Below are 18,860 nucleotides of genomic sequence, written 5' to 3'. Positions count from 1 at the left end.
CCTTCATATTTACACATGCTCACTAGCTATACATTTTGAAAGGAGTGAGGTTATGGCATTGTCTATTGCCCAATTAGCTAAGGAACACCAAGAATTTATCCTTACCAAATTACAGGAAGCTGAACAGGCGTTACATCCTTCCTCTACTGAAGACGAAGAGCTAGTGCGTCGTGCTGTTTTTTCAGTGCGGAATAGATCAGTTGTCTTTGAACGTTTTAATGGAGCGAGTTCTACATTATATGCAAGCGTACAGGATGTAAGACCTGCTACTGTAGAAATTGATTTTGCCAAAGAGGAGCTGCACTGTAACTGTCCCCAGCTGAAATGGTGTAGACATCAGGTTGGTGCATTGCTTGCTCTTTATCAATATTTTGATTCAGTACAAAATTGGTCAAGTGCTTGGCGCGCGCAAAAATCAGTGCAATTAAAATCATTAGCAGATGAACGAAGTCCGGAAAGCTGGAGATTGATGGTCGATGAAGTCATGAAACGTTTATTGCCACCTGGGCGAATTCTAGAAGGGTATGGCCTTTCTGCTATACGAACAGATGCATTGGAGCGACTTCAACGGCATATGCCTTTCGAACGTGAGTGGCAGCCACTTTATAAGCTTTTTATGGAGCTATCCATCTTTAATACAATATGGCGCCATTTAAATGAAACAAAAGGACATTCTTTGGATTCTCCTTATATGAAATATTTTATTGATCAAAGTGTTCAATCATTCGAAAGTATACTGACAGAGCTAACGGGTCGATCACGACTTTTTGCCACTGATCCATTTTATGATGCGATTCAGGAGTTAGTTCGAGAGTTTTTATTGGAACGACAAGGATCATTTGCTGATCGACTACAAATATATATGCTACTTTGGGCAGTGCTTTTTTATGAAAAGCCGCGTCGTGAACAGGAATTAGCACTTATAAATAACCTTGAGAATCCTTCACATGAGATTTCCTTGCAGTCATTAAAACTGCTATTTTATGTACTGCTACAAAAAGAAAGTTTATTGCAGGAAAGCATTGCACATATTGATGGACAACATATGCAGGACCTATTTGAGCTGGCTACTTTTGCAAAACGTGCTGGCGAATCACATGCACAATCCATTATTTTACTTGCGATGCTACCATTTACTGAAGTCTTTTTACAGCAAACAGTGCCAGTTGTAAAGCGTGCTCAATATGTAAGGCAATTTCAGCTTTTATACGAAGACATACAGCTTACGGAAGAACAGGAAGTTACATTATATAGTGCATTTGGTGTTTATGGGCTTCAACCGTTTTCGTTCCTTCTTATTAAAAAAGGACGTTATCGTGAATGGGCAGCCCTCCATCAGTTAAATCTCTCCTCCCTTTCTTATTTAGAAATGTGTGGATTGAAAGATGTGCTTCAGGTTGCGCCTGCAACAGTGTTGCCCTTATATCATCTATATGCCATGACTGAAATTACACAAAAATCACGTATGAACTATAAGCAGGCTGTACGAATCTGGAAAAGTATGCGCAGTGCAGCAAAACGTGCTGGTAAAACTGCTTATTTTGAGTCATATATGCAAACAATTCGTGCAGAGTATAAACGACTTCGTGCATTACAGGAAGAAATTGAGAAAGGAAACTTAGTATGATGACTATAAATGCTCCTTCCCCGTTTTCAAAAAAGCAACAGCTTCGTATTCATGCAGCACAGGAAGGATATTATACGTTACAGGGATTTACTGCTGATGGTGCAGCAATGGAAGCAGACTCACTCATTTCTTCATTATTTTTTAACTATGAAGCGAATGTCTATGGTTTATTAACCAATCGTTCAGAACGTACGATTGAAGTTTCAACCTCTGAGCTCCTTGATATTTTTTCACAGCGCTATCTGCATCCTTTTATTAACTGGCAAGGTGCAGACGCAGAAAGTCAGGTGTGGCTAGAAAAAGCGTCTGCTTTACAGACGTATTGGCAGGAGCCTTCGCTCTGGTCACACGCAGTGATTGCAGATGATTTTTCCGCACTAACATTCTCTATAGACGGTGAAGATACAGCTTTATTAGAAACGGCAGTGCAGCAAAAGCTTGCTCAAACAGGTCTTGTACTGTCTGATTTACCAAAGCTAATGCCATTTTTCTTGCGTGGTGGCTGGCCACTAGAGCAGGAACGACAGGCAGGTACAGTTACTGTCTCCCTACGCTTAGGCGAGCCTGAGGAAGATTCAGATGTTTGGCTTTTAGAAACAGTACTTAGTACGGCTACAGCCAAAAACTATTGGACGCCAGCTATGCGAAAGCAGTCACTACCAATTGCTGATGCTCTACCGACAAAATGGCAAATGTATGCTGATGCTATTGAACAACAACAAGGACAAATTGTAGATCTTCTTTCTATTGAAGATTTACGTAGCGATATTTTTATCCGTATTATGCTTGACGATTTACAAGTTCGAACATTTTTACGTGAAGATTTAGCAAGATTACAAGCTCTCGGCTTTGACGTTGTATTACCGGCTTGGCTAAAGGATTTAAAACAGTCAAAAATGCGTGTTCGCGTAAGTACTGGCAATGTAGCGACAAAGAAGGTTGCTGGACTAGATGATATTTTAACGTTCAAATGGCAATTTTCTATGAATGGACAGTCCATTTCACCTGAGCAATTTAAAAAACTTGTAGATGAGAAACGCGAATTCATTCGTATTGGTACTGAATGGTTCCGAGTTGATGCGAACTGGATGCAAGAAATGCGTGCATTGATGCAGCAAGCAGAAGATGAAAGCTGGACCGTTCGTGAATTACTATTCCGTGAGCTACCAGAGGATTTATCCTTACCTCTCGAAGAAGAAGATGCCGATGATGCAATGAGAGATGACCCGATTTTTGCATTTGAATTGCAAAAATCGCTTAAATCCTATATGGAGCAGCTTCAGGAGAAAAAAGGACTCCCTACTGTACAGGTTCCTACATCTTTGCAGGCAGAATTACGTCCTTATCAGCATGAGGGCTTTGAATGGCTTGTCTTCATGCGAGAACAAGGCTTTGGTGCATGTCTAGCTGATGATATGGGTCTTGGTAAAACGGTACAGCTTATTTCATATTTACTTCATCTTTATGAAACAATTGAGGATACAAAACCATCCATCATTATTTGCCCTACGTCTGTACTAGGCAACTGGCAAAAGGAACTTGCTCGTTTTGCTCCTTCCTTGAGTGTGCATACGCATTATCAAGCGAATCGAGCAAAGGAGGACGCTTTCAAACAGCTAATAGGAAGTGAAAAACCACATGTGATTTTATCTACCTATGGCACGGTATCACAGGATGCAGAGTTTTTACAGGAAGTAGAATGGGCAACCGTTGTGCTAGACGAGGCTCAAAATATTAAAAATATGCAAACGCTACAATCAAGGGCTATTCGTAAATTACAAGGGACGCATCATATTGCTTTAACGGGTACACCAGTGGAAAACCGTTTATCGGAGCTATGGGCAATTTTTGACTTTATCCATAAAGGCTATTTAGGTAGCTTCGGTCGCTTTAATGAAGAATTTATTTTACCGATAGAACGAGATGAGTCTGAGTCACATAAACAGAAGTTACGTGCAAAAATTCAAGCGTTTTTACTTCGTCGTACAAAGCGCGACCCACACTTACAACTTAACTTACCAGATAAACAAGAGTCTCATGAGTACTGTCCATTAACAACTGAGCAAGCATCTCTATACGAAGGATATATATTAGAGACGCTCGATCAGCTGGAGCAATTAACAGGCTTTCAGAAAAAGGGACGCGTCTTAAAGATGCTCAGTAAGTTAAAGCAATTATGTAATCATCCTGCCTTGTATTTAAAAGAACCTTTCGAGGATGCCGAATCAATGCTTACTCGTTCTACGAAATTAGAACGTATCGTGCAAATGGCTACAGAAATCGTGGACAACGGCGAGCAGTGCCTCATTTTCACACAATATATTGGAATGGGGCAATTACTACAGCATTGTTTTAGTGAACTATATAATATTGATGCACCTTTCTTAACAGGTGCAATGCCTAAGCAGCAGCGTGACCGCTTAGTAGAGACTTTCCAGGCAGGAGATTTCCCTATATTTATCCTTTCCTTAAAAGCGGGTGGAACAGGGCTCAATTTAACAGCGGCAAATCATGTATTACACGCAGATCGCTGGTGGAATCCTGCCGTTGAAAATCAAGCGACAGACCGTGCATATCGAATTGGCCAAACACAATTTGTACAAGTGCATAAGTTTGTTACAATTGGTACTATCGAAGAGAAAATCGATAAAATGCTAGCCCAAAAGTCTGCACTATCAGAAGAACTAATTCAATCAAGCCAATGGTTAACTGAATTAGAAGATGACGAACTTCGTGATTTAATGAAGCTCGATTTTTAAAGATGTGAGATGTGAGATGCGCCAAGAGCACAACGTTCTTGGCGCTCTTTTATTTCAGTGGATCTTACTGTTACTTCTTCCCCTACTTACTTCATATTTATATTTAGTTGTGTTTAATCCGCTCATTGCTGTGCGGTCTTCAGCAATGAACTACGTTATGAAATGTAGACATCATTCCTTTCTAAAATGATTACGGCGCAAGCAATAGAAGGAGAATGGCGGATCAGACAACTTGGCACTTGCCCCGTATGTACCCACTAGAACTGCTATATTGCTGGCAATTGTACTTCTGCCTCAGGTAGCACAAAATCCTTTAAGCCTTCCTGCTCATCTGGTGGCTTTGGAGGCACAAATGCCCCATCGCTATCCCTTGGCTTAAGCCGATAAAATCGGACATCTTCTACGACTACTTCCGTTATAAAAACCTTTGTGCTTTCTTCATTTAAAAATGATCTTGATTGAATACGACCATTCACCCCAATTAATGAGCCTTTTCCGCAATATTTGACGATATGCTCTGCAAGCCTTCCCCATACTGTACAGAGAATAAAGTCAGCATCCACTTCCCCACGACTGTTTTTGTAATTGCGATTAATGGCTAGAGTAAAATGTGCTTGCACGCGATTTCCAGATAAGTGTCGTAACACTGGATCCTTTGTTAACCTTCCGACCAGTCCGACTTGGTTCATTGATTCACCTCCTTTGCTTTTGATTGCCCTCATCTTACAAAAATTAATCCAACATTGGCAAAAGTCGATTTTTAACATTTTCCTTAATTTTTAATCATAAATTGGGTATATTGAGGCTTTTACTTTTCAGTTATTGAAAGATTTTTTAGGCTGAATGCTTTTCGCTGTAATAGCAAATGCTAATCGTTAAAATATACAATTTCGCTGTTTTTGCAAATTGTGCGAAAACACAGTATTGACCCTATCATCAATTATGCTTCGGCGTAGCATCCGAAATCGGCTTTTGAGCTTTGGCCTCGATGTCGGTCATTTCGGTAATGCCACAGGACATGGCGTTCTTAGAGTGAGTCCCTCCCCTTTAGAGGCGGGAGACATCTGTACCTAACGCTTCGCTTTCGCTACCAAAACACTTGCTGAATGAAGTTAAACAGGGCTAATTGAATATGTTATACTAAAAAGGATGACCGACTTAGGAGGATTTTACATAATGAAAACATTTAAGATGCTTTCCTTTGACCTTGTCACAAAAGATGGCATGCAACCTTTCCCTTTAGTCGATGGTATTATTATTAACCAGGAGAACAGCCATCAATCTTGGATTCTCGAACTGTTTATGGACCGGCAATATCGTTCAATTTTTGATGAACTTTTAACAAATGCTACTGTCTTTAATGTACGTGCGGTTATTTCATTTCCAGATAATGAGCCTGCTCCTTTCCAGGTTGTCGTACATACAGTTCAAGAAATTGGCGAGCACATCTCTGTCCTTTTAAAAGGGACGCTAAAGACAAAACGCTCGAAATATGCCGAGCAATTACTAGCCGAATTACTAGCTGAGGGAGTTACGTTAGATAAGCTATTGGACCGCTTCTCACACGGTATGAAAGAACGACCAAAACTCAAAAATGATTGAACTCGATTTAACGATGCAAAAATTTGCATCGTTATTTTTTTATTGGACAGGTAGAGATTTTAAGGTACAATACGATGTAAAATTTATAGGAGGTAACTACACTTGACTATTGCTGTTAGGGAAAAGCCATTAAAATTATCGTGGCTTGAGGCTTTAAAGAGGCGGTTATTCGAAGAGGACCCTGATTTTAGCTATTATAATGAGCAATTTCGAAGATTCGATGCTGGCTTTGCTGGTGAAAGGAAAGTTGACCGTGAATTGCTTGAATTAGTATGTCCCTATACTTTTTTAGTGTTACATAATTTAATTCTGATGAATTCTGCTCAGCATTCACATCAACTCGATACGCTTTTTATTTGCAGTAATTTTGTGCTAGTTGTTGAAATAAAAAATATTAACGGACGTCTTGATTTTGACGACATTACACATCAATGTATTCGAACGAAGCCAGATGGAACTGTCGAAGGATTTCCCAATGCAATTACTCAGATCCAGCGACATATGCAATTTCTTAAAGTTATTTCCAAAAACTATTCTCTCCCCATTGAGGGTGCGGTTATCATCGCCAACCCCTCTGCGATTATTGCCAGTCATCCAAATACAATTCCGATTTTCCATGTTTCAGGACTTCAAAAACATCTTCATTCCCTTTTTAAAAAATATACACAACCCATTTTAAGCGATGAACAGTTAACTCAAATAGCTCAACAATTCCTTTGCAGACATCAGCCACCGAAAATTACGGCTTTTATTGATTCCTCAAGATATCACCAAGGTGTACTTTGTCCGCAATGCCAATACAAATCCCAAATGCACTATGCTCGCGGGATTTGGAAATGTTCGTACTGTCAATTTGCAAGCGAAGAAATTTTTGCTGAAGCTTTACAAGATTATCGATACTTAGTTGGATCAACAATTACCAATAAACAGCTACGTGAATTTTTCGGTATTCATTCCATTGATGCGGCAAATCGTTTACTTAGAAAATTTCAATTTCCCTATACAGGTTCTTATAAAAATAGTGTTTACCAATTACCCGAAAATTTAGTGGAATATATGAAGCCATTTTTCCGCTCTTCCTGAGGATATTTAGTAGGTTTTTCACCTTTGCGCGGGTATTTCCATCTTGCCCGCGAGTATTCGCTCTCTTCGCGGGTATTCACTTCTCTTCGCGAGTATTCACTCTCTTCGCGGTGTTCACTTCTCTCCGCGGGTATTCACTCTCTTCGCGGTGTTCACTTCTCTTCCGCGGGTATTCACTTCTCTTCGCGAGTATTCACTCCTCTTCCGCGAGTATTCACTTCTCTTCCGCGGGTATTTCACTTCTCTTCGCGAGTATTTACTTCTCTTCCGCGAGTATTCACTCTCTTCGCGATGTTCACTTCTCTCCCGCGAGTATTCACTTTCTTCGCGGTGTTCACTTCTCTTCCGCGAGTATTCTCTTCTCTCCCGCGAGTATTCACACTCTCTTCGCGGTGTTCACTTCTCTCCCGCGAGTATTCACTCTCTTCGCGGTGTTCACTTCTCTTCCGCGAGTATTCACTTCTCTCCCGCGAGTATTCACTTCTCTCCGCGGGTATTCACTCTCTCTTCGCGGTGTTCACTTCTCTTCGCGAGTATTCACTTCTCCCCCGCGAGTATTCACTTCTCTCCCGCAAATATTGCGGATATTGCCCTCTTCCATTCGTGTATTTCTCCCACACGAAAACGAAAAAAGAGTGTTCCATTAGTTAGGAACACTCTTTTTTATATTATCGCGTTACTTTCTCTTCGACGATTTTTTCTTTAACAACGCCGTTTGCATTTGGTACGGTGTTTGTACCATTTAAATCAGCATTTGTTCCTGGCGTTGTAGTAGTTCCTGGTACTGTAGTTCCTGGTACTGTAGTTCCTGGTACTGTTGTTGTACCTGGTGTTGTAGTTCTTGGTGTAGTAGTACCTGGTGCTGTAGCTTCAGGAAGAACAGTGTTACGGTTAACACCATTTACGTCACGATTGTAAACGTCATTTCTTCGAGACGGCTCTACAACGTCTTCTACTTTCTCAACACCTCGGCGAACGTCGTGTTTAACATTCTCCGCTGGTCTTGTTTCAACAGCTCTGTTTCCCCAGTTACAACCTCCAAGGAATAAAGCAGCAAGAATAATTGCCAAAAATGACATTCTCCACATAGAAAAATCCTCCTTTCTCGATGCTATGTCAACAAATACAATTGTGTGTATTTGTGATCCTACATAGATTGCCCGGGAAAGGAGGGAACTATCCGATTTTTGTACAAACTATTTTTGTTTTTCTTTTAATAGGTGTTCAACGTATGCTGCTTCTGCTTTACAGTTGAAGCTATAATTTGTACCTAGCTCTTTTTGCATGGCCTCGATTGTTTCAATTTGCTTAGCTGTTGGTTCTTCATTTAAAATTTTTGCAATTACTTCATCAATTTTTTGCGCCATCTCTTCATGGAATTCAGTACTCATCAAAACATCTGCTGGGATTTTTTCGATCCATGCGGCATTTACTTGAAAATAAGTTTGCCAGCTAGCAATAAAGTCTTCCATAGAAAAACGCTCTTCTTTCCAATCAATACTTGCTAAGTATGATTCAAAAGATGTTGAAATCGAACGCGTAATGCTAATTTTAACCCCTGAAGACAATTCCTTATACATCTATATAATCCTCCTACGTTTTAAAAACAAAACTAAAATTACATGTATTTCAATTCACAATCACTATACGCCATTGCATTTTTATAAAACATTTCAATCCGTGATATCTTTAACTGCATTCATGTCACTGAAAGTAATAATCTATTAAAAGGATTAACAGTAAAGACATTATTCGACATCATTATTTTATATCTTTAAGCCTATAATTGCAAATTAAGGCTGTTTTGGTTGCTCTGGCCCAATAGCGAATAAAATATCCGCTTCACATACTAATTCTCCATCGACTGTGGCCACACCGTGACCTTTGCCCATTGCTCCACGCAGTTTCACGAACTCTACCTCTAATCGAAGTTGATCTCCCGGTACTACTTGGCGCTTGAAACGACAATTATCAATACCCGTCAAGAAAGCTAAACGACCTTTGAATTCATCTGCGTTTAATAACGCTACACCACCAACTTGTGCTAGCGCCTCTACTATTAAAACCCCAGGCATTACTGGGTAGCCAGGGAAATGCCCATTAAAAAAGTCTTCGTTCATAGAGACATTTTTTAAACCAACTGCACGCTTGCCTTCTTCTAATTCAACGATACGATCAACGAATAAAAAAGGATAACGATGCGGTAAAATTGCTTGAATTTGTTCTGCTGTTAACATTTTCTTTTCCCCCTTAATATCTATTTCGCCTTGGCGTAATTGCATCCGCCAGAGGCTATATCTTCATTTAGTAGGTGTTGGACACTTACTGAATGAAGATATTTTATGTAAACACAAAGTATGGTAAAGAATAATTTTATTCTTTACCATTCATAATATCAAATATATGCTGCCATGTTTCTGGTTTGAAAACGTCCATGGCTTTACCTTGTCCAATTACACTATAGCCAAACATTGCACCTACAACTGCGGCAATAACAACTAAGATGATAATAAGTACAACGCGAAGCCAAATCGGAATCAGCCGTATTTGCACCCAGCGAACCTCTCGTTGCTCTCCATTTGAGCCGTGTTCCTTCTCTTCTGGTGGCGTATCGGTTTCTTTTGTTTGCATAGAACCTCGACTTGAATCGTTTGTCATAGATTGTACTCCTCTTCATTACTTACTAAACAGTAATAACGGATTTACTATCGAATACCATTAATGAGCCCAAGCATTTGGTCTGCTAAAGTTACAGCTCTTGCATTGAATTGATAAGAACGCTGCGTCTGAATTAAATCCGTCATTTCCTTTGAAAGATCTACATTCGACATTTCTAGCGAACCGCTCTGCATGCCAATTTGCTGACGATTTGCTCCTTGTAATTCAGTGACAACTTCAGCTTGTGTATATCCAAGCTGCGCTAAGTTATTCGGCAATCCAACATAGGAACCAGAGATTTTCTCCATTAGCTGTGGCTTTTGGAACTCTGTCACTGCTAAATCAGTACGAATAATATCTCCATTTGGATAGGATGCCTCTAATACGCCCCCATTACTAATAGCAAAACTTTTTACATTATCCGGTAATGTAATAGCTTGTCCTGCTGAGTTTGCCAATGGATATCCATCTGCAGTTACAACCATTACTGTTCCATTATTTAATGGTGATAAATAAAAGTCACCTTGACGAGTATACACTGTTTTTGTGCCATTTTCACCTTCTGGCATCAAAACATTGAAATATTGCTTTGGTTTAGTAAAAGCTAAATCAAGATCGCGATTTGTTGTTTGTAAAGAGCCTTGCTTTTGATTTGATTGGATTTGTCCAAGCATTGCACCTGAGCCATAACGGATACCAACAGGTGATTGTCGGTCAGCACGGTCTTGCTTATCATTATTAAATTGCTGATACAGCAGTTCATTAAATGTAGCTTCTTGCGTTTTATAACCGACTGTATTGCTATTGGCAATGTTATTACTAATAGTATCTAGTTTATTTTGTAATTGCCCCATCGTGTTTGTTGCTGTCATCATTGTACGTAGCATGTTCAAACGCCTCCAGTTTGCCTATTATACTTTCCCGATTTCATTTGCAGCCTTTTCCATACTGCGATCGTAAGCCTGTAACACTTTTTGATTAGCTTCGAAAGCGCGATATGCTGTCATTAAATCAGTCATTGTACGACTAGAGTCTACGTTTGAGCCCTCTAGATAATTTTGACTCAGTGTAAAGGCTACGCCATTGGCACCGTAAGCTGTCGGTAAGTTCTGACCATTTTCTGTTCGCATTAAGCCATTATCCTGTTTACTTAGCATGTTCGGATTCGCTGAAAATGATACTCCAACACGAGCTACTTGCTGATTATTAACATAAATTGCTCCGTTCTCATCTAGGCGGAAATCATCATTCGGTAGCTGGATACGCTGACCTCTGTCTGATAGCACATACAGTCCCTGTGGATTTACTAAATAGCCTTGGCCATCTAATGTAAAATTCCCGTTACGTGTATATGCTTCGCCCCCATCTGGATGTGCTAAACGGAAGAAAATAGATCCAGAAGTACCATCTTCATTTTGCGGTAAGTTTCCATCAATCAAAGCCATATCTGTTGTGAAATCAGTGCTATAGATTTGGCCTTGTATGTAATTTGGTAATGTTTCTTGCATATAAATCCCTGTATTTAATGCGCCAACTTGGCTCATATATTGAGAGCCTGCTTGCTGGTTAGCAGGTGCATTCGTTTTTCCTACACTTGACATGAGCATGTCAGGAAATGAGCGGATTGTTGATTGGTCTGCTTTAAATCCTGGTGTATTCGCATTTGATAAATTGTTGGTAAGTAATTCTGTTCGTCTTTGTTGTGCAATCATACCAGTTGCAACTGTATAAAACCCTTTAAACAAAGGAATCACCTCATTATGTTTTTATAAGGATGCGGGCACTCGATCAATGTTTTCAAGCATAATGCCTGTACCAATTGCTACACAATCCATAGGTTGCTCTGCAATGAACACAGGTACTTTTAGCTCTTCGATTAATAGCTGGTCCATACCATGTAATAATGCACCACCGCCAGTAATAATGACCCCACGATCAATTATATCAGCCGATAACTCTGGTGGTGTTTTTTCTAAAACATTTTTTGCAGATTGGACGATCATAGCAACCGATTCATGTAATGCACGTTCAATTTCTTCTGAGTGAATCGTTATTGTACGTGGTAAACCTGTCACCATGTCTCGACCACGAATGTCCATTGAATCGTTTCGGCTACCTTTAAACACTGTACCGATAGTAATTTTTATGGCTTCTGCAGTACGTTCACCAATTAGCAATTTATATTCTTTTTTAATATATTGTAAAATATCATTATCAAAAATATCTCCTGCCACTTTAATGGACTCACTCGTTACAATATCACCCATTGATAGGACTGCAATATCTGTTGTCCCGCCACCAATATCAACTACCATATTGCCACTAGGTTGGAATATGTCCATGCCTGCTCCAATAGCTGCCACTTTTGGTTCTTCTTCTAAGTATACTTTTTTTCCACCTGATTTTTCAGCAGCTTCACGAATAGCTTTTTGTTCAACACTAGTAATGTTTGTTGGACAGCAAATTAAAATACGTGGTTTAGCTAAAAATCCTTTGACGTTTAATTTGTTGATGAAATGTTTTAGCATCGCTTCTGTAACGTCAAAATCTGCAATGACACCATCTCGTAGTGGTCGAATTGCAGTAATATTGCCTGGTGTACGCCCTACCATTTGGCGAGCCTCTTCTCCCACCGCTAATACTTTATTTGTTTTTTTATCAATCGCCACAACTGATGGTTCATTTAAGACGATTCCTTTACCTTTAACGTGGATTAATACGTTCGCAGTTCCTAAGTCAATGCCAATATCTTTCGAAAACATATTTTATAATTTCTCCTTCCCGCCATTTCCAACTACATAACGTTCATTTTTATCTGTTTATCTAGAATATTTTATCATATCGAACTGGTAATTACACCTAATTTTAGTTAACTGAACTACATTCTTTCAATTATATGAACACTTATTGAAAAGAAGAAATCGTTTCAGCATTTTTTTGACTCATCGCCTAACGTGGGGTTGATTTCCGTTCCGACTGGGTGCTTTCCTGGGGGTTCGAGGCAACAGGTGTTTTTTGTGCAAAAGCGTAGCGTCAGCAACAACGTCTTTTGTCTGTGCGAAAGCGTAGCGTCAGCAACAACAGCAGGATGTTGATCACGAAGGTGTTATCACAGGACGTAATGCTTTTAGCCTTCGTTCCCCGACACGCTTCAGGGTCCCATCTGTTACGCTGATCTCCAAGGAGTCACCAAGTCTTCACTACTAATATACATGTAACAATGTTATCCCAATTTTGTGCTGAGTCTGTAAGGAAGCTTGTCCTTTGCATCAAAAAAGAACGAATCAATCTTGACTCGTTCTTTCCTTCCACTTGTTTTTCGTTGCCTCTCCTCCACGAATATGACGTACGGCCTTATGGTAGGCGAGTATTTCCTTTACTTGCTCAGCTAATCCTTCATGAATTGTTGGCAGTCGCTCTGTTAAATCTTTGTGCACCGTACTTTTTGAATAACCTGTCATTTTCGCGAGGACACGCACAGTTTCACGCGTCTCAATCAATAATTCACCGAGGCGTATGCAGCGCTTCCGAATGTGCTCGTGCACGTTCTTCGTCCTTTCCACACAATTTCACAAATGGCATCAGATGCACGTCTGCGCATTTCTTCACCTTATGTGAGGACAAAGCTGTTCAGAACACATTTTACATTTTCACGATAAAATACCGATTTTTTATGCATTCTTCATCCGCCACGTTTTACCTTCTCCCTCCAGTTACCACCAAACCAAAAAAGAGCAGCACTCGCTACTCTTTTTTTCCAACAATATCAAGAACCTTCATCTTACTTTGATAACCAATTAAATTACCATACTTAAAATCTTTCGATGCTCTTGTGTCAAACTCCGCAATCCAGTCTCTTTGCCCATCACTATTAACAAACGTTTCATACATATCAAAATCTGCTGCAATATATCCTGGTGCACGCCGTTTTAAATTGTTAGTGGCTTTGTCATAATCAAATGTTAAAGCAGCATGCTCCTTTAAAGATATTTTTCCAACTCCATATAACGCTTCGGACATTTCGATGATTTCTTCAAAGGTAGCATATCTGACATCATATCTACCCGAAAGTTCTTTATAAATAGCAGAAGAATCTTTTTGCTCCCTATTCTCTACCGTTTCACTAAGAGGAATACAGATCTCTCTTCCGATTTCACACTAATATTTTTAGAATAGAATGATGTTAATTGATGAGGTACAATAGAATTCACATTCATATAATCCCACTTTCCGCCACGTTTTTATTTAATAAAAATATAATCGAACATTGTATTCCCTGAAAATTCGCTGAAGTGTTTTGATAAAAACGTACCATTATCATTACCACTAGCATCCCACCATATATACCATCCATCAACAATATTATCGCCATCTAAGTCTTATAGACTCTCTCATATATTCTTTCAAATTAAGACCATTAAATTTAGCATATCTAATGTGGCCATATCCTAGTTCCACTGTAACTATATAAAGTTCGTTCCCTCCATGATCATAAACCGAAGACAACTGACTTGGGCTAAAATATTCATAAGTAGCGTAAACTTCTAAATAATTCAACGATGGAGCTGAAGCTCTGATTATTTTTGTAATTCTTCCTCAGTCAAATCAATATATTGTGCACTTGGGTACTCGACTTTAATGTTTTCTAAAAGCTGATTCTTCAGGAATTCATTTTTAATTTCATTTGAATGCTTTAGCATCTGTCCCCGTAAACAACATTGAAATGGACAATATACCTAGAACTGCTATTGTAAAAATTTTTTTCATACTTTTTTATTATGCTTCAGAAAATCCTATCCCAAAGCTAACTAATAATAAAAATATAGTCAAAATTACAAAACATAGACTATTGACAAAGACACTTAAAATTATAATATTTGTTTTTTTAGTTCTAATCCCCATCACCATTGAAACAATAAATCCAATATCTATTAATGCGAATAGCCATAAACAAATAGTTAGGTATGGTTCATTCACGAAACGACTAATAAAGAAAACTGCAAAAGTAGCTATGACTAATATAAGCGTAAAGATTATTGGCCTCGATTCTTTGCGAATATCTTGAAGATCACTTTCCATCAAAATCACCTCTCTGTATCTTTCATAACTGATTATCTTATATTTTTTTGCTATACAAATTTATTCAAACCCAAGAACTTGAGCAGATAACTGTTGTATCGATTAATCCTGTGTGAATATACTATTCGTAATGTTATGAAAACAACTTATACCTTCTTTTCCGAGCCGTGTTTTCGCTGGTCTTAAGCATTCATAGAATTCTTTTTTCGAAAAAATTCAGTATTAAATAAGAGGAGAAAACGATATCGTGTAAAATACAATTATCCCTCCTCAATTTTAGTTATCCTGTAAAATATCGACAAAATAGTGATATCATTTAACTAAATGATATAAATTTCGAAAAATATGATGTAACACTAACAAAAAAAATGTTGGACCTATTATATCTAGGTCTAACATTTTTCTTTTTGTCCTAGCATTGAAATAAATTAAAAGGCTAGTAATTTTTTCGGATTAATATATTTTCCGTTTTCTAGTACTTCAAAATGCAAGCTAACACCAGCTGTTTGGTTCCACTCATTGTCAGTTGCTTTTCCAAGTACTTGACCTTGAGTTACCTCATCGCCTTCCTTGACAGCAATGTCTTTTACAGAGCTATAATGTGTTTCCTTACCATCTGCATGCTCGATAACAATTTTATTGCCTGTAAATGCATCAAGTTTTACTTGTTTTACTTTACCACTAAGAGCAGCAAGTACTTCAAATTCTTCACCATTCATAGAAAGAGTAATACCGGAAGATGTCGTAAATGTTTGATTAAATACCATTAGTGCTTTTTCACGCGACTCTGCATTAGCTTCTACTTCATAAAACTCTTGCGAAACTTGCATCTTACTAAGATTCGCCTCTTTGAACGGGTACTTCATTGTTTCTGTTTTTGCATTTGTTTCAACTACAGGACCTGAATCTACTTCTGCTACGTTTGGTGACGGAGCTTCTTCTACTTTGGATACAAGACTATTGTAACCAAGTAGCAAACCTGCTAGCATTAGAGCCCCACCAGCGTAAACTGCTGGCCAAAACCATGGTTTCTTCTGTAATTGAACTTTTTCATCTTGTTGATTTTGAGAAGTTTTACTATTTTTATCCTCTCTCATTTTCATCACCTCTAGTTGCAGTGTGAACAACTAGAAGTTATTTTAAACATGCGTCTATCTTTTTTATTTCAATATCTTGATAATAATAGTGTAAAATTTCGTCAGCAGTTTTCCCATCACTTGCCATAGCCTCTGCTCCATATTGACTCATTCCTACCCCATGCCCGTATCCTTTCGTACTCACTTGTACTTTTCCAGCGGCAGAATTATAGGCAATTTTAAAATCCGTTGATGATATTTCTAAAAGTGTTCGCACTTCTCGTCCTGACCATACATTCTTACCTAACTGCATGCGCTCAACACGTCCTGAATCATTTACAAAAAACTGTACACGGTTGAAGTCACTTACCTGCCATTTAACAGGCCAAAGCGCATTCCATTCAGCTAATGTCCATTCTTTCATCGCTGAAAACTTTGGTGATGATAGATCCGAATTACTCGCAACACTTTGTAAATAAGGGACATCATTGCCACTAAAATCGTAGGCACTTTCTGTTTTCCCATTGCTCGTAGAATGAAACATTGCCGTAATTAATTCATTATTATATAGAAGAACTTGTCCTTTCGTTTCATTAATAGCCTCGACAATTTTCTTTTCATTCCCCGGGAAATTGCTAGTCCAATTCGCTTTTCTTTGCTCCTTATTGTAAAAAACTTGTCTAGCAACAGTAGGAGCGATAGCTATTTTACCGTAATTTGTCGATTTCAACGCGTATGTCCTTGCTGCAATAGCTTGTGCCTTTAAAGCTTCTTTTTTAAATGAAACAGGCATTTCTGCAGCTACCACACCAGTTACGTAAGTTTCTAAAGGGATTTTCTCTTGTTGTCCCTCCACTTCTATGAATATTTCACAAGCTTGCTCTGTTGTTGCAGGCGAATTCTTAACCGTAAGTCTTTCACCAAATGCCACAGGAAGCATATATAATGCTCCAATCAAACAAATTATGCCTATACTCATTATCCATTTTTTCATAAGGAATAATATGCTAGAATTCTTGAAAATATGTGGACGTTGGCGAGGTAAGCAGAAGGTAATTGTTCCGATACAAACAAAAATCAATCCGAAAAATCTTAGAATCGTTCCGATAAAACTGAACGAATGTAGCAAAGCGCTTAACGAAGAAAAAACCCTCTGCTCGTAAGCAAAGGGTTTATAAATTTATTTAGTTTGTTGGTAATTCAACAGTTGCTTTTTCTTTAATGATAACTTCCTCAACTGGTACGCGTTCAATTTGTGCGCCAAGTGAAGCTAGCTTGCCATGGAAATCAACATAACCGCGATCTAAATGATGAAGCTTTGTCACTCTAGTCACACCTTCAGATACAAGGCCTGCTAAAATTAGTGCAGCCGCAGCTCGTAAATCAGTCGCCATTACTTCAGCACCCTGAAGATTTACAGGCCCTTCGATAAACACAGAACGTCCTTCTATTTTAGCACCGGCATTCATGCGACGGAACTCCTCAACATGCATAAAACGATTTTCAAATACCGTTTCCGTAATAATACTCGTACCTTCAGCAGTTAACATTAATGCCATCATTTGAGATTGCATATCTGTCGGGAAGCCTGGATGTGGCATAGTTTTAATATCAACAGCTTTTAATGTTTTAGGAGCACGTACACGGATTCCTTCATCTAGCTCAGTTATTTCTACACCCATTTCACGCATCTTTGCGATTAATGCTGTCATATGTTCAGGAACAGCATTTTCAATCGTTACATCCCCTTTTGTAATTGCTGCTGCAACCATAAATGTACCAGCTTCAATACGGTCAGGAATAATATGATGTTCTGTTCCATATAATGTATCGACTCCTTCGATACGAATCGTATTCGTACCTGCACCGATGACACGACCACCCATACTATTAATGAAGTTTGCAAGATCTACAATTTCAGGTTCTTTTGCAGCATTTTCAATTACAGTTGTTCCTTGCGCTAAGGCTGCAGCTGTCATAATATTTTCAGTTGCCCCAACGCTAGGGAAGTCCAAATACACGTTTGCGCCTTTTAAACGTCCTTCTGCCTTCGCCTCTACATATCCATGGCCAAAAGAAATTTTTGCTCCCATAGCTTCAAAGCCCTTTAAATGTAACTCAATTGGACGGGAACCGATTGCACAGCCCCCTGGTAAAGCAACACGAGCATAGCCATTTCGAGCAAGTAAGGAACCCATCACTAAAATTGATGCACGCATTTTACTGACAAATTCAAATTGAGCTTCACTAGAAAGTTCTTTTGTTGTATCTATATATACTGTATTATCCTCAGGTATATATGTAACTGCCGCATTTAGACTTTTAAGTACTTCATTTATAGTAAAGACATCTGCTAAGTTAGGGACTTCTTTAATTACATTTTCTCCTTTAGAAGCAAGTAAAGCCGCTGCTAGGATTGGTAACACCGCATTTTTTGCGCCCTCTACGCGCACTTTTCCCTGTAGCTTTTGGCCGCCAGTCACTATTATTTTTTCCACCCTATGTCCCTCCGAATTCAATCTAATAATCTATCAAAATTTTATTTTAAAAAGAAGTATAATGTCATAATCAGTAAACAAACAACTCTATAGTACAACTTTTCTTACGCTCGTTCAAGCATCCAAATCACTATTTTACGTCATTTATTGATATTTTGCTATTTATTTATTGTACGCATGATTTTTTTTTTTGTGAATGACCAATAACACGGAAGAAAAGCGTTAATTTCTAATATCTACCCAAAGATTTGTGAACAAAAACCAAATCTAATGGATTTATATCAATTATTCCAAGGAATAATTGCGTCCGAATTCATCTCATCACCTTAAGAGATGGGAGAATTCTGTACCTGTCGCTACGTTGCTTTCAGTACAAAAGACATCCGTTAAAAAAAGTTAAACTAATATTTACATATTTCAAAGGACCGCATAAATTATGTTATAAAGCCCTGTGAAATATGTAGTTCAATTACTAACG

At 38.6% G+C, this 18,860-nt stretch carries 19 protein-coding genes; 4 read left to right on the top strand and 15 right to left on the bottom strand.

Annotation, left to right across the window (positions count from 1 at the left end; translation table 11 throughout):
- Positions 1-52: 52 nt before the first annotated feature.
- Together ACIQ7T_RS17890 and ACIQ7T_RS17885 are read left to right on the top strand one after the other, a co-directional pair.
- The gene (locus tag ACIQ7T_RS17890; RefSeq protein ID WP_402872138.1) at positions 53-1,627 is read left to right on the top strand and encodes a hypothetical protein; all 1,575 of its coding nucleotides are present in this window, start codon (positions 53-55) and stop codon (positions 1,625-1,627) included.
- Positions 1,624-4,386 carry a DEAD/DEAH box helicase gene (locus ACIQ7T_RS17885; protein WP_402872135.1) on the top strand — a complete coding sequence of 921 codons (2,763 nt, stop codon included), beginning with the start codon at positions 1,624-1,626 and terminating at the stop codon, positions 4,384-4,386. The genes ACIQ7T_RS17890 and ACIQ7T_RS17885 overlap by 4 nt, the downstream gene beginning before the upstream one ends.
- A 266-nt stretch (positions 4,387-4,652) precedes the next feature.
- Here ACIQ7T_RS17885 and ACIQ7T_RS17880 read toward each other — a convergent pair whose 3' ends face one another.
- Positions 4,653-5,075, bottom strand: a complete 423-nt coding sequence (locus ACIQ7T_RS17880; RefSeq protein ID WP_402872132.1) for a single-stranded DNA-binding protein — start codon at positions 5,073-5,075, stop codon at positions 4,653-4,655.
- 487 nt (positions 5,076-5,562) lie between these two features.
- On the opposite strand from ACIQ7T_RS17880, the gene ACIQ7T_RS17875 reads away from it, so the two are divergent.
- Together ACIQ7T_RS17875 and ACIQ7T_RS17870 are read left to right on the top strand one after the other, a co-directional pair.
- Complete coding sequence (locus ACIQ7T_RS17875) at positions 5,563-5,988, top strand: YwpF family protein (RefSeq protein ID WP_370078439.1); 426 nt, start codon at positions 5,563-5,565, stop codon at positions 5,986-5,988.
- A gap of 102 nt (positions 5,989-6,090) precedes the next feature.
- Positions 6,091-7,071: a nuclease-related domain-containing protein gene (locus tag ACIQ7T_RS17870; RefSeq protein WP_402872129.1), complete on the top strand. Its 981-nt coding sequence runs from the start codon at positions 6,091-6,093 to the stop codon at positions 7,069-7,071.
- A 668-nt stretch (positions 7,072-7,739) separates the two neighbouring features.
- Here the strand turns inward: ACIQ7T_RS17870 and ACIQ7T_RS17865 are convergent.
- The 14 genes from ACIQ7T_RS17865 to murA all read right to left on the bottom strand — a co-directional run bounded on the left by ACIQ7T_RS17865 (position 7,740) and on the right by murA (position 18,382).
- Complete coding sequence (locus ACIQ7T_RS17865; RefSeq protein ID WP_402872126.1) at positions 7,740-8,159, bottom strand: hypothetical protein; 420 nt, start codon at positions 8,157-8,159, stop codon at positions 7,740-7,742.
- A 108-nt stretch (positions 8,160-8,267) separates the two neighbouring features.
- Positions 8,268-8,651: a hypothetical protein gene (locus ACIQ7T_RS17860; protein ID WP_370078445.1), complete on the bottom strand. Its 384-nt coding sequence runs from the start codon at positions 8,649-8,651 to the stop codon at positions 8,268-8,270.
- A 213-nt stretch (positions 8,652-8,864) separates the two neighbouring features.
- Complete coding sequence (gene fabZ / locus ACIQ7T_RS17855; protein ID WP_402872123.1) at positions 8,865-9,308, bottom strand: 3-hydroxyacyl-ACP dehydratase FabZ; 444 nt, start codon at positions 9,306-9,308, stop codon at positions 8,865-8,867.
- Between the two features lie 136 nt (positions 9,309-9,444).
- Positions 9,445-9,729, bottom strand: coding sequence for a DNA-directed RNA polymerase subunit beta (locus tag ACIQ7T_RS17850; RefSeq protein WP_370078449.1), 285 nt, complete (start codon positions 9,727-9,729; stop codon positions 9,445-9,447).
- A 47-nt stretch (positions 9,730-9,776) separates the two neighbouring features.
- Positions 9,777-10,616, bottom strand: coding sequence for a flagellar hook-basal body protein (locus ACIQ7T_RS17845; RefSeq protein ID WP_387083852.1), 840 nt, complete (start codon positions 10,614-10,616; stop codon positions 9,777-9,779).
- A gap of 24 nt (positions 10,617-10,640) precedes the next feature.
- Positions 10,641-11,474 carry a flagellar hook-basal body protein gene (locus ACIQ7T_RS17840; protein ID WP_370078453.1) on the bottom strand — a complete coding sequence of 278 codons (834 nt, stop codon included), beginning with the start codon at positions 11,472-11,474 and terminating at the stop codon, positions 10,641-10,643.
- 21 nt (positions 11,475-11,495) lie between these two features.
- Positions 11,496-12,491, bottom strand: a complete 996-nt coding sequence (mreB, locus tag ACIQ7T_RS17835; protein ID WP_053484433.1) for a rod shape-determining protein — start codon at positions 12,489-12,491, stop codon at positions 11,496-11,498.
- 522 nt (positions 12,492-13,013) lie between these two features.
- Positions 13,014-13,274 (bottom strand): sporulation transcriptional regulator SpoIIID, encoded by a 261-nt coding sequence (locus tag ACIQ7T_RS17830; protein WP_049668034.1) that lies wholly within the window; start codon positions 13,272-13,274, stop codon positions 13,014-13,016.
- 199 nt (positions 13,275-13,473) lie between these two features.
- The gene (locus ACIQ7T_RS17825) at positions 13,474-13,749 is read right to left on the bottom strand and encodes a hypothetical protein (RefSeq protein ID WP_402872117.1); all 276 of its coding nucleotides are present in this window, start codon (positions 13,747-13,749) and stop codon (positions 13,474-13,476) included.
- 342 nt (positions 13,750-14,091) lie between these two features.
- Positions 14,092-14,307: a DUF4879 domain-containing protein gene (locus ACIQ7T_RS17820; RefSeq protein ID WP_402872254.1), complete on the bottom strand. Its 216-nt coding sequence runs from the start codon at positions 14,305-14,307 to the stop codon at positions 14,092-14,094.
- Between the two features lie 198 nt (positions 14,308-14,505).
- Positions 14,506-14,808 carry a hypothetical protein gene (locus ACIQ7T_RS17815; protein WP_370078459.1) on the bottom strand — a complete coding sequence of 101 codons (303 nt, stop codon included), beginning with the start codon at positions 14,806-14,808 and terminating at the stop codon, positions 14,506-14,508.
- 428 nt (positions 14,809-15,236) lie between these two features.
- The gene (locus ACIQ7T_RS17810) at positions 15,237-15,905 is read right to left on the bottom strand and encodes a peptidoglycan DD-metalloendopeptidase family protein (RefSeq protein WP_402872114.1); all 669 of its coding nucleotides are present in this window, start codon (positions 15,903-15,905) and stop codon (positions 15,237-15,239) included.
- Positions 15,906-15,942: 37 nt separating this feature from the next.
- The gene (spoIID, locus tag ACIQ7T_RS17805) at positions 15,943-16,824 is read right to left on the bottom strand and encodes a stage II sporulation protein D (RefSeq protein WP_402872111.1); all 882 of its coding nucleotides are present in this window, start codon (positions 16,822-16,824) and stop codon (positions 15,943-15,945) included.
- Positions 16,825-17,068: 244 nt separating this feature from the next.
- Positions 17,069-18,382, bottom strand: coding sequence for a UDP-N-acetylglucosamine 1-carboxyvinyltransferase (murA, locus tag ACIQ7T_RS17800; RefSeq protein ID WP_370078465.1), 1,314 nt, complete (start codon positions 18,380-18,382; stop codon positions 17,069-17,071).
- Between the last annotated feature and the right edge of the window lie 478 nt (positions 18,383-18,860).

It is taken from the genome of Lysinibacillus sp. NPDC096212 (assembly GCF_044763105.1).
Classification (GTDB): domain Bacteria; phylum Bacillota; class Bacilli; order Bacillales_A; family Planococcaceae; genus Lysinibacillus.
This window is presented reverse-complemented; position numbering and strand designations above follow the sequence as displayed.

Excerpts from the sequence above, each read along its gene's own strand:
- ACIQ7T_RS17890 (WP_402872138.1), top strand. The coding sequence starts at position 53 with ATGGCATTGTCTATTGCCCAATTAGCTAAGGAACACCAAGAATTTATC.
- ACIQ7T_RS17885 (WP_402872135.1), top strand. The coding sequence starts at position 1,624 with ATGATGACTATAAATGCTCCTTCCCCGTTTTCAAAAAAGCAACAGCTT.
- ACIQ7T_RS17880 (WP_402872132.1), bottom strand. The coding sequence starts at position 5,075 with ATGAACCAAGTCGGACTGGTCGGAAGGTTAACAAAGGATCCAGTGTTA.
- ACIQ7T_RS17875 (WP_370078439.1), top strand. The coding sequence starts at position 5,563 with ATGAAAACATTTAAGATGCTTTCCTTTGACCTTGTCACAAAAGATGGC.
- ACIQ7T_RS17865 (WP_402872126.1), bottom strand. The coding sequence starts at position 8,159 with ATGTGGAGAATGTCATTTTTGGCAATTATTCTTGCTGCTTTATTCCTT.
- ACIQ7T_RS17860 (WP_370078445.1), bottom strand. The coding sequence starts at position 8,651 with ATGTATAAGGAATTGTCTTCAGGGGTTAAAATTAGCATTACGCGTTCG.
- fabZ (WP_402872123.1), bottom strand. The coding sequence starts at position 9,308 with ATGTTAACAGCAGAACAAATTCAAGCAATTTTACCGCATCGTTATCCT.
- ACIQ7T_RS17850 (WP_370078449.1), bottom strand. The coding sequence starts at position 9,729 with ATGACAAACGATTCAAGTCGAGGTTCTATGCAAACAAAAGAAACCGAT.
- ACIQ7T_RS17845 (WP_387083852.1), bottom strand. The coding sequence starts at position 10,616 with ATGCTACGTACAATGATGACAGCAACAAACACGATGGGGCAATTACAA.
- mreB (WP_053484433.1), bottom strand. The coding sequence starts at position 12,491 with ATGTTTTCGAAAGATATTGGCATTGACTTAGGAACTGCGAACGTATTA.
- ACIQ7T_RS17825 (WP_402872117.1), bottom strand. The coding sequence starts at position 13,749 with ATGTCCGAAGCGTTATATGGAGTTGGAAAAATATCTTTAAAGGAGCAT.
- ACIQ7T_RS17815 (WP_370078459.1), bottom strand. The coding sequence starts at position 14,808 with ATGGAAAGTGATCTTCAAGATATTCGCAAAGAATCGAGGCCAATAATC.
- ACIQ7T_RS17810 (WP_402872114.1), bottom strand. The coding sequence starts at position 15,905 with ATGAGAGAGGATAAAAATAGTAAAACTTCTCAAAATCAACAAGATGAA.
- spoIID (WP_402872111.1), bottom strand. The coding sequence starts at position 16,824 with ATGCTTCCTGTGGCATTTGGTGAAAGACTTACGGTTAAGAATTCGCCT.